Source organism: Ferruginibacter albus, from assembly GCF_020042285.1.
Lineage (GTDB): Bacteria > Bacteroidota > Bacteroidia > Chitinophagales > Chitinophagaceae > Ferruginibacter > Ferruginibacter albus.
In genome coordinates, this window is record NZ_CP083388.1 from 2,086,644 (window position 1) to 2,099,670 (window position 13,027).

16 protein-coding genes are annotated in these 13,027 nt (G+C 37.1%); 7 read left to right on the plus strand and 9 right to left on the minus strand.

Annotated elements, in window-relative coordinates; genetic code table 11:
• Positions 1 to 92: 92 nt before the first annotated feature.
• Positions 93 to 317, plus strand: coding sequence for a DUF2795 domain-containing protein (locus tag K9M53_RS09065; RefSeq protein ID WP_224014012.1), 225 nt, complete (start codon positions 93 to 95; stop codon positions 315 to 317).
• Positions 318 to 460: 143 nt separating this feature from the next.
• On the opposite strand, the gene K9M53_RS09070 is transcribed toward K9M53_RS09065, so the two are convergent.
• The 6 genes from K9M53_RS09070 to K9M53_RS09095 form a co-directional block, all read right to left on the minus strand.
• Positions 461 to 1,273: an enoyl-ACP reductase FabI gene (locus K9M53_RS09070; RefSeq protein WP_224014014.1), complete on the minus strand. Its 813-nt coding sequence runs from the start codon at positions 1,271 to 1,273 to the stop codon at positions 461 to 463.
• Positions 1,274 to 1,336: 63 nt separating this feature from the next.
• Complete coding sequence (locus K9M53_RS09075; RefSeq protein WP_224014017.1) at positions 1,337 to 2,137, minus strand: hypothetical protein; 801 nt, start codon at positions 2,135 to 2,137, stop codon at positions 1,337 to 1,339.
• 14 nt (positions 2,138 to 2,151) lie between these two features.
• Positions 2,152 to 3,807 (minus strand): DNA repair protein RecN, encoded by a 1,656-nt coding sequence (recN, locus tag K9M53_RS09080; RefSeq protein ID WP_224014019.1) that lies wholly within the window; start codon positions 3,805 to 3,807, stop codon positions 2,152 to 2,154.
• Positions 3,808 to 3,849: 42 nt separating this feature from the next.
• The gene (locus tag K9M53_RS09085; RefSeq protein ID WP_224014021.1) at positions 3,850 to 4,209 is read right to left on the minus strand and encodes a GIY-YIG nuclease family protein; all 360 of its coding nucleotides are present in this window, start codon (positions 4,207 to 4,209) and stop codon (positions 3,850 to 3,852) included.
• A 101-nt stretch (positions 4,210 to 4,310) separates the two neighbouring features.
• On the minus strand, positions 4,311 to 5,942 hold the full coding sequence (gene groL / locus K9M53_RS09090) for a chaperonin GroEL (RefSeq protein ID WP_224014024.1): 1,632 nt from the start codon (positions 5,940 to 5,942) through the stop codon (positions 4,311 to 4,313).
• Between the two features lie 109 nt (positions 5,943 to 6,051).
• On the minus strand, positions 6,052 to 6,333 hold the full coding sequence (locus K9M53_RS09095) for a co-chaperone GroES (protein WP_224014027.1): 282 nt from the start codon (positions 6,331 to 6,333) through the stop codon (positions 6,052 to 6,054).
• A gap of 243 nt (positions 6,334 to 6,576) precedes the next feature.
• Here K9M53_RS09095 and nusB point away from each other — a divergent pair, with 243 nt between their 5' ends.
• From nusB to K9M53_RS09120, 5 genes are all read left to right on the plus strand, one after another.
• Positions 6,577 to 7,506 (plus strand): transcription antitermination factor NusB, encoded by a 930-nt coding sequence (gene nusB / locus K9M53_RS09100; protein WP_224014029.1) that lies wholly within the window; start codon positions 6,577 to 6,579, stop codon positions 7,504 to 7,506.
• 31 nt (positions 7,507 to 7,537) lie between these two features.
• Positions 7,538 to 7,999: a DUF1573 domain-containing protein gene (locus K9M53_RS09105; RefSeq protein WP_224014031.1), complete on the plus strand. Its 462-nt coding sequence runs from the start codon at positions 7,538 to 7,540 to the stop codon at positions 7,997 to 7,999.
• A gap of 24 nt (positions 8,000 to 8,023) precedes the next feature.
• Entirely contained in the window at positions 8,024 to 8,377 is a 354-nt protein-coding gene (gene yajC, locus K9M53_RS09110; protein ID WP_224014033.1) for a preprotein translocase subunit YajC, read from the plus strand.
• A 133-nt stretch (positions 8,378 to 8,510) separates the two neighbouring features.
• Positions 8,511 to 9,095 (plus strand): dephospho-CoA kinase, encoded by a 585-nt coding sequence (gene coaE / locus K9M53_RS09115; protein WP_224014035.1) that lies wholly within the window; start codon positions 8,511 to 8,513, stop codon positions 9,093 to 9,095.
• Positions 9,096 to 9,109: 14 nt separating this feature from the next.
• Positions 9,110 to 9,478 (plus strand): hypothetical protein, encoded by a 369-nt coding sequence (locus tag K9M53_RS09120; RefSeq protein ID WP_224014037.1) that lies wholly within the window; start codon positions 9,110 to 9,112, stop codon positions 9,476 to 9,478.
• Here the strand turns inward: K9M53_RS09120 and lipA are convergent.
• Both lipA and K9M53_RS09130 read right to left on the minus strand, forming a co-directional pair.
• On the minus strand, positions 9,475 to 10,401 hold the full coding sequence (gene lipA / locus K9M53_RS09125) for a lipoyl synthase (protein ID WP_224014039.1): 927 nt from the start codon (positions 10,399 to 10,401) through the stop codon (positions 9,475 to 9,477). The genes K9M53_RS09120 and lipA overlap by 4 nt on opposite strands.
• 57 nt (positions 10,402 to 10,458) lie before the next feature.
• Entirely contained in the window at positions 10,459 to 11,274 is an 816-nt protein-coding gene (locus K9M53_RS09130; protein ID WP_224014041.1) for a hypothetical protein, read from the minus strand.
• Between the two features lie 49 nt (positions 11,275 to 11,323).
• Between K9M53_RS09130 and K9M53_RS09135 the strand changes: the two genes are divergently transcribed.
• The gene (locus K9M53_RS09135; protein WP_224014043.1) at positions 11,324 to 11,728 is read left to right on the plus strand and encodes an OsmC family protein; all 405 of its coding nucleotides are present in this window, start codon (positions 11,324 to 11,326) and stop codon (positions 11,726 to 11,728) included.
• Positions 11,729 to 11,744: 16 nt separating this feature from the next.
• On the opposite strand, the gene K9M53_RS09140 is transcribed toward K9M53_RS09135, so the two are convergent.
• Positions 11,745 to 13,004, minus strand: a complete 1,260-nt coding sequence (locus K9M53_RS09140; RefSeq protein WP_224014045.1) for a DUF2851 family protein — start codon at positions 13,002 to 13,004, stop codon at positions 11,745 to 11,747.
• Positions 13,005 to 13,027 lie beyond the last annotated feature (23 nt).

Sequence of the window (13,027 nt, forward strand, 5' to 3'; positions counted from 1 at the left end):
AACGCCGGTTATTAAAAAAATCTACGTTGAAAAACACTTTTGGTTAATTCAGCCAAACTTCTACATTTGCAAAAAATAAAACCTGTTAAAAGATGTTTTGGACATTAGAACTTGCCTCACATTTGGAAGATGCGCCTTGGCCGGCCACAAAAGATGAACTGATCGATTATGCAATCCGCAGTGGCGCTCCTATTGAAGTAATTGAAAATCTCCAGGAATTGGAAGATGACGGTGGAGAAGTGTATGAAGGACTGGAAGACATTTGGCCGGACTATCCTAGCCAGGAAGACTTCTTTTTTAATGAAGATGAATATTAGGATAAATTCCAAATAATAAATTTCAAATTCCAACTTGAATTTAAAAAGTAAAAGCCGCATAACTGCGGCTTTATTATTTTATGTAGTCAACTTTTGTACTACTATTGAACATTCTTGTGTCACTCACTGCAACGGCTGTACTACTATTTTTCCATTTGCTCAATTACGGCTTGTGTTACACCTGTAAATGAGAACCCTCCATCATGAAAAAGATTTTGCATCGTAACCATCTTGGTTAAATCGCTGAATAAGGTAACACAGTAATTCGCACAATCATCTGCGCTTGCATTTCCTAAAGGGCTCATCTTTTCAGCATAATTAATAAAGCCATCAAATCCTTTAACACCGCTACCAGCCGTAGTTTTAGTAGGCGATTGAGAAACCGTGTTTACTCTTACATGTTTCTTCACTCCATACTGATAACCGAAATTGCGGGCAATGCTTTCCAATATAGCTTTATTGTCTGCCATGTCGTTATAATCAGGAAATACACGTTGTGCAGCTATATAGCTTAATGCCACTACAGATCCCCATTCATTGATGGCATCCTCTTTCATACAAGCAGCTAATACCCTATGCAAGCTTAACGCTGAAATATCCAGCCCTTTGTGACTGAACTCGTAATTATTTTCTGTATAATGAATTCCTTTGCGAACATTAATGCTCATCCCGATTGAATGCAAAATAAAATCTACTCCACCACCAAAATGTTCTTTTGCCTGCTTTATTAAATTGGCAACATCTTCATTGCTGCTAACATCACAAGGTATAACCGGTGCATTTACTGCAGCAGCCAATTTGTTTATCTCTCCCATGCGCATCGCAACCGGTGCGTTTGTCAATAATAATTGGGCTCCTTCTTCATGGCAACGCAACGCTGTTTTCCATGCAATAGATTTTTCGTCCAATGCGCCGAATATGATGCCCTTTTTTCCTTTAAGTAAATTGTATGACATAGCTGATTATTTGTGACGGCAAAAATATGATATTGCTTTCGGAATTGGATATTAGAATCTGAATTATTCAATTACATCAACCATATAACTTTTCCCCTTCTTTTCTATTCTAAATTTAACTTTACAAAACACATCAACGTTTCCTCCATCTTGTAATCCGGGCTTTGTTTTATTATAAATGCAAAAGCTGTTTTTGATGGTATTTTTTAATGCCTCACTGCCATTACCGGCAATACTTTGTGCTACAATATTTTTGTCTTTTGTAATTATATAATAAAGACATATATCCACTATATTCTTAGGCTTGTCCTTTTTATTTAGCTGATCGATTTTCTTTGTAAGCGAATCAATAAATGCAGTAGCTGTATTAATAAAGTAAGGTTGTATTTCCACTTTTACCATTTCCTGATTTCCGTTGTATGGTTTTTTTTGATCGATTTTTTTATCAGTCTTTATATAATCAATTTTCAACTCGCCCTGAAAAAGGTTTTTAAAACTAAACCTTTTTATAGAATCCTTTGAAGTTGCATATGTGTATATAACAGTGGTTAAGGTATCTAAAGGAAGTGTGATTAATAAATATTTATTTGAGCTATCAGCTATAAAATAACAAGCTTTGTAACCAACCGAAGTCAGCTTAACAACATCACCCAGTTCAGCATTTTCAAGTCTAAAATGTCCTTCAGTATTAGACCAGGTACCTATTCTATGCCAATTCTTTTTAGTAGCTGTGAGAGTAACATATCTTGCAGGCTCACCTATGCTTGACCTGATCTCTCCTTCAATAGCAAAAAAATTTAGCTGATTTGTTTGGGCAATAATTTTAAAAGGCAGAAGAATAAGAAAGAATAAAAAATATTTCATTTTATAAACCAATTTTAATTGGATACCATTTCTCGTGCATTCTCCAATGCAGCAGCAGTAGGTTTTTCGCCGCTTAGCATTTGTGCGATGGTAGTAATTCGTTCATCATTACTTAATAATTTAATGGCTGTAACGATCTTGTCATCCTTAATTCCTTTATAAACAAAATAATGCGATTGCGCTTTAGCAGCGATCTGCGGCTGATGAGTAATAGACAACACCTGGTGCGATTGCGATAATTCTTTCATGATGATACCCACTTGCTTAGCCGCTTCGCCACTAATGCCGGTATCTATTTCATCAAAGATCAAAACAGGCAATTGCAGTTTTTTGGCTACCAGCGATTTTATACAAAGCATTAACCGACTCAATTCCCCCCCACTCGCTACTTTACGCAATGGCTCAAAACGATTGCTCTTGTTGGCGTCAAATAAAAACTCAATGTCATTATTGCCAAACTCGTTTAATGCAACAATGGTTAGCTGTACTTGTATCCTTGCATTGGGCATACCAACCTGGGCTAACAAAGCATTGACTTTTTCCGTAAAAGGCTTGATCACTTTATTTCGATTAGCAGAAATTTTATTTGCCAATCCTTCACTCTGTTGCGACAACTTATCTTGCTCCTGCTCTTTTTTCTTTATTTGCTCTGAAAGATTTAGGATACTATTTAGCTTTTGCTGAAGTTCGTCTCTTATGGCTAATAATTCATTGGTAGTTGTAACTGAATGCTTCTTTAATAACTTATAACCGATCGTTACTTTATCATTCACCTGTTGAATCCGTTCAGGACTGTATTGCACTGAATCGTTTATCCGTTCCAATTCATCAGCAATATCACTTAATTCAATTTGGGTACTTTGCAACCGTTGTGTTAGTGCTGGAATATCTCCATGATATTGCTCCAGCGCATGCAACTTACTATTCAGCGATTTTAATTGCTGTACAACAGGCAATTCACTTTCTTTCAATTCAAAATAAACAGCGCCTAATTGTTGCTTAATATTTTCCGCATTGCTTAAGAGCTTTAATTCCACATCTAAAGCTTCCAATTCATTTTCTTTTAAATTGACATCATTCAATTCATCAAATAAAAATTGGTTGTAGTCAAGTTCTTTATTGGCAGCGGATTGTTGCGACTGCAATGTTTCTAATTCTCTTCTGCAGCTTATGTATTGCTGATAAACATCGCTGTATTCTTTTAATAACGCTGCATTATCAGCCAATGCATCCAATACTTCCCGCTGAAAATCGCTATCACCCAATTCCATTGTATCAAATTGCTGATGCAGATCGGCCAGTAAAGAACTTAATTCTTTTAATTGATTTAAATTGACCGGCGTATCATTGATAAATGCTCTTGACTTTCCGTTGGGTGCTATTTCTCTGCGAATCACCAGCTCATCCTCCATATCCAGGTCATTCGCCGATAAAAATTGTTTTACTGACTTATTGGATGCGGTTTTGTAAAAAGATTCTACTACACATTTCTTTTCTTTATTTAATAAGGAGGCACTGTCTGCCCTTTCTCCAAGGGTCAGGTTCAACGCTCCCATTAAAATGCTTTTACCAGCTCCTGTTTCGCCGGTTATAATATTTAAACCTGTTGAAAACTCAACCGATAATTCTTCAATAATGGCATAATTCTGTATATGTATTTTTTGAAGCATGAAGCAAAGGTATTGGTTTAGCTGTTTATTCGTTTATTGCGTTCAACTTTTAGGTTCCATATTATATCCTTTGTCATCAAAAGGCTTCAGTTCATCTATATACATTTTCTCCAGTTGCTTTACATCTTTGCTATAGTCCACAACTTTTGTTTCATCCTGCTTGATCTCATCCAATATTTCAAATTGAAAATTTTCTTCTCCATATTGATTCCAGTCTTTTTGCAGCTCTTCATTCCGATGTGCACCAAATCTCAATTGAGCAAAATTGCTGTTCCGGATCGCATCTAAATTAACAGCACTTGAAATAAATATTTTACCGTTTACAGTGTTCCGGATTTGAAACACTCCTATTTTGAAGCGTATCTGTTTATAATCTTCTTTTAATTCTTTTTTTGTTTTCATTATTGCATTTATAATGATGAATGTATATAAATAAAAATCCCTCTTACTAACGCAAGAGGGATTGTATAAAGTTCACGCCTGACGCTTAACGTCTCACGCTATTAATAGTCCATGCCGCCCATACCAGGAGCACCAGGCATTGCAGGAGCATCTTCCTTAGGTTTGTCTGCAACTACACATTCCGTAGTTAACAACATACCAGCAATAGAAGCAGCATTTTCCAATGCAATACGAGATACCTTAGTTGGATCGATAACACCGGCTTTCAACATGTTTTCATATACTTCTGTACGAGCGTTGAAACCGAAGTCAGCTTTACCTTCTTTAATTTTTTGCACTACAATAGAACCCTCAATTCCACTGTTAGCAACAATTTGACGTAAAGGCTCTTCAATAGCACGTTTAACGATCAAGATGCCGGTTGCTTCATCATCGTTAGCGCCTTTCAGTTTTTCCAAACTTTCAATAGCACGAATGTAAGCAACGCCACCACCCGGAACAATTCCTTCTTCAACAGCCGCACGTGTTGCATGTAAAGCATCATCTACACGGTCTTTCTTTTCTTTCATTTCAACTTCGGTAGCAGCACCAATATACAATACTGCAACACCGCCGCTTAACTTAGCTAAACGTTCCTGCAATTTTTCTTTATCGTAATCAGAAGTAGTAATTTCTACTTGCGCTTTAATTTGATTTACTCTTGCAGTGATATCCGCTTTCTTTCCTTTACCGCCAACAACAGTTGTATTGTCTTTATCGATGGTGATAGAAGAAGCCTGGCCTAAATAAGTAAGATCAGCATTTTCCAATTTGTACCCTTGTTCTTCGCTGATAACAGTACCTGCAGTTAAGATAGCGATGTCTTGCAACATTTCTTTTCTTCTGTCGCCAAAGCCGGGAGCTTTAACAGCAGCCACTTTAATAGTACCGCGTAATTTATTTACCACTAATGTTGCCAATGCTTCTCCATCAAGATCTTCAGCAATAATTACCAAAGGACGTCCGCTTTGAGCAACTTTTTCCAAGATGTGAAGAATATCTTTCATTGCAGATATCTTCTTATCATAAATCAAGATATAAGGATTTTGTAACTCAGCTTCCATTTTTTCGCTGTTGGTTACAAAGTATGGAGAAATGTATCCACGATCGAATTGCATACCTTCTACTACTTCAACAGTAGTATCAGTGCCTTTTGCTTCTTCAACAGTGATAACACCTTCTTTACCTACTTTAGCCATTGCTTCAGCGATCAGCTTACCGATCTCAGCATCATTATTAGCAGAGATAGAAGCAACCTGTTGAATTTTTTTATTGTCGTTACCAACCGTTTGAGATTGACTTCTTAAGTTTTCAACAACAGCTTTAACAGCTTTGTCAATACCACGTTTCAAGTCCATTGCATGAGCGCCGGCAGCAACGTTTTTCAAGCCTTCGCTAATGATCGCTTGCGCCAACACAGTTGCCGTTGTAGTACCGTCTCCTGCTACATCAGCAGTTTTAGACGCTACTTCTTTCACCATTTGCGCACCCATGTTTTCAATCGGATCGTCCAGTTCAATTTCTTTTGCAACAGTAACACCGTCTTTTGTTACAGCAGGTGCCCCGAATTTCTTTTCAATTACCACGTTACGACCTTTTGGTCCTAAGGTTACTTTAACCGCATTCGCCAAAGTATCTACACCCTTTTTCATTTTGTTGCGGGCTTCGATATCAAAATATATAAGCTTTGCCATTTTTATAAAGTTTATTTGTTTGTTGGTTTATTTTTATGAGATGAACAATTGTACTGCTATTAAGCATCGTTGTGTCACTCCTTTTTACTTTTAATTTTCTATTCAGCAATTAAACAATTGCCAAAATATCGCTCTCTCTCATGATCAAATACTCAGTACCATCAACATTGATTTCGGTACCTGCATATTTACCATAAAGAACAGTGTCGCCTGCTTTAACTGTTACAGGTTCGTCTTTTTTGCCGGGGCCGGCAGCCAACACAACACCACGTTGTGGTTTTTCTTTCGCTGTATCAGGAATAATAATACCGCCTGCAGTTTTTGTTTCAGCAGCGGCCGGTTGCACAATTACTCTGTCGTGTAAAGGAGTAATGTTTAACTTCTTAGCCATGTTTGTATTTTTTTTTAATTAATTGAAAAAAATTGAGGACAGCAAAGGTACTCGAATTTTATACCAAGAGTCCAATAAAATCAAAATTGTCAGTTTTAGGACAATTTTTCGTGAATAGTGAATGGTCAATCGCCAAATCTTTACAATAGCCTGTTCTTCACCGCCATTTTTTCACCATTACCTATTCACTACTCACCTTTGCGCCGTAAACCTTACCTTTGCCCCCTTAAAAGTTCTTTTTACATGATCAGCAGAAGAAATATACGGGTGAAAGTGATGCAGAGTTTATACGCAGTGGACAGCATGAACGAGGTAAAACCCGGTGAAGCACAAAGTATTCTCACCAAGAAAATGGAACAAAGCCGCAGGCTTTTTATCTACCTTATTTATTTTATTACCGAAACTGCCCGTTATGTAGAAACGGATGCCCGGCAAAGAGCTTCCAAGCATCTACCTACAGCAGGAGATCTAAACCTAAATACCAAAATTGCAGGCAATGAACTGCTTTGGAAGATCATTGAAAACAGCAATTACATAGCTGCCATTAATGAGATAAAGCCGGAACATATTATCGATAAAGAATTGTTGAAAAAGATCTATCAATCTTTAACTGAATCAGAAGAATATAAGGAATATGTTGGTATTGCTGCAAGGGATAAAAAATCAGAAAAAGATATTCTTGAATTTATTTTCAACACACTGCTTCTCCCGAATGAATCATTCATTAATCACGTAGAAGAGCATTTTATTAACTGGGATGATGACGCTGAAATGATGCAGCAATTAGTTTTAAATTATTTGCAGAAATCCTCTATTTACGATTACAAGGAAATAGCCGGTAAAGACAAGCTGGATTTTGCCAAAAGTCTTTTGCAAACAGTATTAGACAAGAAGGATATAACTATGGAAATGCTGAAACCCAAGCTCAAAAACTGGGATGCAGACCGTATAGCATCGCTTGATCTGATAATAATACAAATGGGCATTTGTGAATTTTTATATTTTGAAACAATCCCCACCAAGGTTACCATTAATGAGTATATCGACCTGGCAAAAGAATACAGTACACCGCAAAGCGGGCAATTCATTAATGGGATCTTAGATAATATTCATAAGGAATTATCGGCTGAGAATAAAATTCATAAAGTAACTTTTAAGAATAGCACGCTGTAAAAATATACCTTTGCGAAAATTTTTCAACCGGATGCAAAAAGCAAAATATCTTCCTTTCATTATCGTCTTCTTTTTTGTTTCATGTGCCATGAAAGACAAAAAAAGAAACAACAATATTGTAGATGACAATGAACAGGCGATGAAAGATATTGCTGAAAAAGATACGACTTCTGTTCAGGTACTTGATACCATTTTTAATTTCGGAACAATTAAACAAGGAGACAAGGTGGAACACGATTTTGTTTTTACCAATACAGGAAAAAAATCGTTGGTATTTCCGCAGGAGCCACAGGCTAGTTGCGGGTGCACCGTTCCTAGACGCCCGGAAAAACCGGTATTTCCAGGGCAAAACGATGTTATCAAAGTGGTATTCAACAGTGCAGGAAAACGTGGTCATGTTGTAAAAACGGTAAGAGTTTTTTCCAATGCACATCCCGGATTTCCACAGCTGGTTTTAACCGGAGACATCCTGGTAGATTCAACTAAAAATTAAACTCAACAATAAAACACAATAACAATGCAATTACCTAGTATTTTTTTAATGACAGCACAAGGCGGTCAGCAAGGCGGCAGCGGATTCTCTTTTATCTTTTTAGGATTAATGATCCTGATCTTCTGGTTATTCATGATCCGTCCGCAGGCTAAAAAAGCAAAAGAACAAAAAAAGTATATTGAGAATCTTCAGAAAGGAGATAAAATAGTTACCATTGCAGGCATACATGGCACTATCAACAAAGTAAATGAAGATGGTACCATCAGTTTAGAAGTTAGTCCTGGCAGTTATTTAAAGATAGAAAAAAGTACTATCAGCATGGAAATGACGGCTGCAGTAAATAAAAAAGCGGCTGGCACTACCGAAACAAAAGCGTAATAAATTATAAATAACAGATACTAAATTCCAAATTCCAATGTGCAGATTTTGCTTGGAATTTGGAATTTTTATTTTTAATTAATCCCCCGCTTCTCTTTTTGGAATTTGTTATTTGTAATTTGATATTTGTATCATGTTAAGAGTTGGCATAACAGGCGGCATCGGCAGTGGAAAAAGCACTGTAGCCAAAGTGTTTGAAACATTGGGTGTACCTGTGTATTATGCCGATGACGCCGCCAAGCGTTTGATGAATGAGAACAATGAACTAAAAGAAGAATTACAGAAGCAGTTCGGCAAAGAGACCTATCTTAACGGCACATTAAATCGTCCCTATCTTTCTTCCCTTGTTTTTAATGCTCCTGAAAAATTAACACTATTAAATTCTATTGTTCACCCGGCTACTATTATAGATGCTGAAAACTGGATGAGCCGTCAATCTGCAGCTTATGTAATCAAAGAGGCTGCTTTAATTTTTGAAAGCGGATCACAAGAACAATTGGATAAAGTGATCGGCGTATATGCCCCTGTTCCACTTCGTATTTTAAGAGCAATGAAAAGAGATAGTATTTCAAGAGAGGATGTATTGGCAAGAATGGATAAACAGATCAGCGAAATAATAAAAATGCGTTTATGCGATCACGTTATTACTAATGATGAACAGAAAATGTTGATACCGCAGGTTCTGGAGTTACATGAAAAGCTGTCTAAAGAGGGTTAATAATCATTTGCAATATGAAAAAGATGTTCTTACTTATCCTGTTGTTCTACGGGAAAATGGCGTTTTCACAAACAACTATTGAGGACAAATTATTGGGATATTGGGTATCTCCGCACGCTCCCCACACTACTGAGCTTACTTTTGTTAGCGGCAGTACTGCAATACGTGACAGCAGCCATTTATACTATACCATTACTAATTCAGAATTTCCTGTTATGCATTTAACAGGCTCCGATCCTTCCGGGAAAAAGATTGATGAGTATTGGCTTATTAAAGTATTAAAAGATAAAAAGCTGGTATTACAAAAAAGATCGACTAAAAAGAAAATGACATTTAAAAGAATTCGATTTATACCCCCAAAAATTGTAAGAGAAACAAATTAGCCTTGTACTTGTTTTTCTTCCAACCATTTATTTCTTCCCCAACCGGCAATAACATGTTTTTCAGAATGATAAGAGGAACGTACTAATGGTCCGCTTTCAACATAATCAAACCCCATATTATAACCGATCTCACGCAATTCTTTAAATTCATCGGGATGTACAAAGCGATCTACAGATAAATGTTTGCGGGTAGGCTGTAAATATTGTCCTATCGTAACAACATCTACATTACTATCTCTAAGATCCTGCATGGTTTGGATCACTTCATCTTTCGTTTCACCTAAACCTAACATGATGCCGCTTTTGGTTCTCATACCGCCTTGTTTTAAAGCACGCAGTGTTTCCATACTACGCCAGTATTTTGCCTGTATGCGGACTTGTTTTGTTAAGCGTTCAACCGTTTCGATATTATGAGAAACCACTTCCGGTGCTGCATCAATAATACGTTGAATGCAATTTATATCAGCCCTGAAATCGGGCACCAATGTCTCTAATGTCGTATCCGGATTTAATGCTTTCACTGCTTTTACGGTATTGTACCAGATCGTACTTCCCTGGTCCTGCAGTTCATCCCTATCTACAGAAGTAATAACCGCATGTTTTACTTTCATCAAATGAATAGCTTCAGCCACACGCTGAGGCTCATCCCAATCAACAGGGTCCGGCTTACCGGTAGCTACAGCACAAAAGCCGCAGCTGCGTGTACAAATATTACCTAATATCATGAACGTTGCCGTTCCTTCACCCCAACATTCGCCCATATTCGGGCAATTACCGCTTTCGCAAATAGTATGCAGCTTATGTGTATCTACAAGATTACGTACGTGTTTATATTCTTCGCCTATGGGCAGCTTCACCCGCAACCAATTAGGCTTTTTGGGCTTTTGTTCTACCACTCCGTCTATTACCGGCAATTCATTCATTCTTATTTAGATTGAGTATTTTTTACTTTTATTATTACAGCGAATTAAGCAGATTGTTTATTTGCGTGAGCCAAACATCAATGTTATATATCCTGTTAAAAAAAACTGTTTTTGCGGCTGATACACCATTAGCGGGATCTTCTTTGTATAGAATTCTCCAATTAGTCCAACTTCCAATGCGCTTATTACTTCATTATATTTTCCATAATCAAATCGAACCGCTGTTTTTAAATATAGTCCCGGTGTCATTTTTAATTCATTCCAGCCTTTACCTAAGTCAGGTCCACCGAGTATGGGTCCATTTACAAAGCGGGAACTATCCGGGGAATTATACTTTATGTCTTTATCGTAGTAGATCTGTTGCTGTGAAGTATCTATTCGTCCCACCTGTACATAGTAAGGACGTAATAGCCCTAAAGATAATCCTCCGCCAACATTGGCTGTAACACTTACGCCATTTTTATTAGCTTTATTTCCCAATAGATATTGTTGCTGTACTCCTAAACGGACCGGGTAAAAGAAGTTGATCTTACCGTATATATAAGGTAGAAAAGAAAAGTCTGAAATGCCCGATACTTTTTCTTCCCGTGGATCTTTTAACTCTGATATCTGCAATTGAAACAACAAGGATTTACGAATCGATTGCGCCCTGCCCATCTCCATAAAAGCTCCATAACCGTTGGTATGTAACATTAATCCAAAAAGGGTATGCTTCTTATAGGCAATCACACCCTCTTCCTCTTGTTTTATCAAAGCATTGATACGCTCTTTTCTAAGCTCCCGCTTACTTTTAGCAGGTTGTTGCGCTACAACAGACAATGATACAATCAATAAGGAAAAAAGAAAGAAAATTTTATGGTTACTATACCTCACGCTTTTATGATTAATATTTGCTTTAGTAAATTTATGCAAAAATAGCACAATGACAGCAACGATCGCATATGAAGGAAATTTAAGATGTAACGCTATGCACCTGCAAAGCGGCACTAGTATTGAAACAGATGCTCCTACCGATAATCGGGGGAAAGGAGAACGTTTTTCACCGACCGACCTGGTTTGCACAGCCCTTGGCACTTGCATGATAACAACCATGGCAATGAAAGCGATGGATATGAATATTGAATTAAAGGGCACCACCATCGAGGTTAAAAAACATATGCTTGCCGATCCAAGAAGAATTGGAAAGATCGATGTAGCAGTATCCTTTTTACCGGACTTAAACCTGTCTGATAAGGATAGAACTATTTTAGAAAGAGTGGGTGATAATTGCCCGGTTATAAAAAGTCTTCACCCTGATATTGAATTGAATATTGCATATAAGTGGTAATTCCATTTACTATGGTCTATTGACTTTTTAGCAATTTATTTCCAACTGCACACTCAAGGCAACGCTTATTATTACAATATTCATTTTTTAATTGTAATAACGCCTGCGTATCAAATGCCTGCTTGCTTGTAATGCCAATAGCATCAAACCCTTTTGTAATAACATTTGATTCTGCGGCTGTTTGTGTTAACCACAATAAGGCTTTTTCTTTGTATGAATTTTCATTGTTTTTATAGCCATAGGCAAACAATACCGGCACAATGGTATTAATGATAATACTATTGATCATTTGTGTGCCTGTTTTTTTTATTTTATAAGATGCGGGATGATTGAATGTATAATGATAATGCCAGTAATCGTTCGCAGTCACATCTAATAAATCTTTTACCTCCTTTAAAGAAACGGCTTCCTTAATTTTTGAAAAAAGATGTTCGCTCTGCTGTATCAACGCTGCTAACTGCGCTAACCGAACAGTTGGAAAATTGGATGGGCGCATACGCAAAAGATACAACGCATTTTTTACCGGCGCTAATTGATATTTATTGGACAGAAAATGATATTCCTTTTGTAAAAGTATTGGATAATCTTCCTCATGTACAGTCTCTAACAATCCTGCCTGCCCAAAGAGTAATGCTTCCAGTTGATGAATTTGATGTTTATGTTTGGCAAGTATGTTTGTAGAAACAGAGCGGGCAATTTTTTCAAAAGCATCACTGTTTACTTTGGCGCCAAATGTACGAGCAATGAGCCACCAAAACGTTTCTTCCCAATGGTTATTGCTATCATCTAAGTATTGAAAAATGAGCTGTGATTTTTTCTGCAGTCGTTCGATCAACAAACGTTCTTTCCATGAAAGCCATATAATATCATCCATATTACCTACCAGGTTTTCACAGGCAATAAATGACCGATCATTCATTAAGTCGTTATACCTGTTTAAAAGTATTTTAGGAACAATGGCTTGCAGCTCTACTGTTGGGAAAGAAATATTGACCTCTTTATCATGCAACCAAACTACATGCAGAATTACATTCTGATAATTTTTATCTGCTGCATGATCATGATCTTCCCAATCAGAAGATCGTAAATGCAACTCAACCGACCCATACCAGGTAGTATTATTTATTTTGATCTTTGCATTAGTAAAATCGGGTCCCTGATTGGTATTATGAAGCCCGGGAAAAATTATAGAGATCGGCTCTCCTTCTGTTGTTTGCAGTTCCTGCTTATTAAAGTATTGAAATTGCCAGATGTATTGCAGTAGTGCTTCGTTCATAGAGCAAGTAGTTTATCGTTAAA

Bases quoted from the DNA above. Each gene is read 5' to 3' on its own strand.
- K9M53_RS09095 (WP_224014027.1), bottom strand. From the start codon at position 6,333: ATGGCTAAGAAGTTAAACATTACTCCTTTACACGACAGAGTAATTGTG.
- K9M53_RS09140 (WP_224014045.1), bottom strand. From the start codon at position 13,004: ATGAACGAAGCACTACTGCAATACATCTGGCAATTTCAATACTTTAAT.
- nusB (WP_224014029.1), top strand. From the start codon at position 6,577: ATGATCAGCAGAAGAAATATACGGGTGAAAGTGATGCAGAGTTTATAC.
- K9M53_RS09085 (WP_224014021.1), bottom strand. From the start codon at position 4,209: ATGAAAACAAAAAAAGAATTAAAAGAAGATTATAAACAGATACGCTTC.
- yajC (WP_224014033.1), top strand. From the start codon at position 8,024: ATGCAATTACCTAGTATTTTTTTAATGACAGCACAAGGCGGTCAGCAA.
- K9M53_RS09065 (WP_224014012.1), top strand. From the start codon at position 93: ATGTTTTGGACATTAGAACTTGCCTCACATTTGGAAGATGCGCCTTGG.
- K9M53_RS09120 (WP_224014037.1), top strand. From the start codon at position 9,110: ATGAAAAAGATGTTCTTACTTATCCTGTTGTTCTACGGGAAAATGGCG.
- recN (WP_224014019.1), bottom strand. From the start codon at position 3,807: ATGCTTCAAAAAATACATATACAGAATTATGCCATTATTGAAGAATTA.
- lipA (WP_224014039.1), bottom strand. From the start codon at position 10,401: ATGAATGAATTGCCGGTAATAGACGGAGTGGTAGAACAAAAGCCCAAA.
- K9M53_RS09075 (WP_224014017.1), bottom strand. From the start codon at position 2,137: ATGAAATATTTTTTATTCTTTCTTATTCTTCTGCCTTTTAAAATTATT.
- K9M53_RS09135 (WP_224014043.1), top strand. From the start codon at position 11,324: ATGACAGCAACGATCGCATATGAAGGAAATTTAAGATGTAACGCTATG.
- K9M53_RS09105 (WP_224014031.1), top strand. From the start codon at position 7,538: ATGCAAAAAGCAAAATATCTTCCTTTCATTATCGTCTTCTTTTTTGTT.
- K9M53_RS09070 (WP_224014014.1), bottom strand. From the start codon at position 1,273: ATGTCATACAATTTACTTAAAGGAAAAAAGGGCATCATATTCGGCGCA.
- coaE (WP_224014035.1), top strand. From the start codon at position 8,511: ATGTTAAGAGTTGGCATAACAGGCGGCATCGGCAGTGGAAAAAGCACT.
- groL (WP_224014024.1), bottom strand. From the start codon at position 5,942: ATGGCAAAGCTTATATATTTTGATATCGAAGCCCGCAACAAAATGAAA.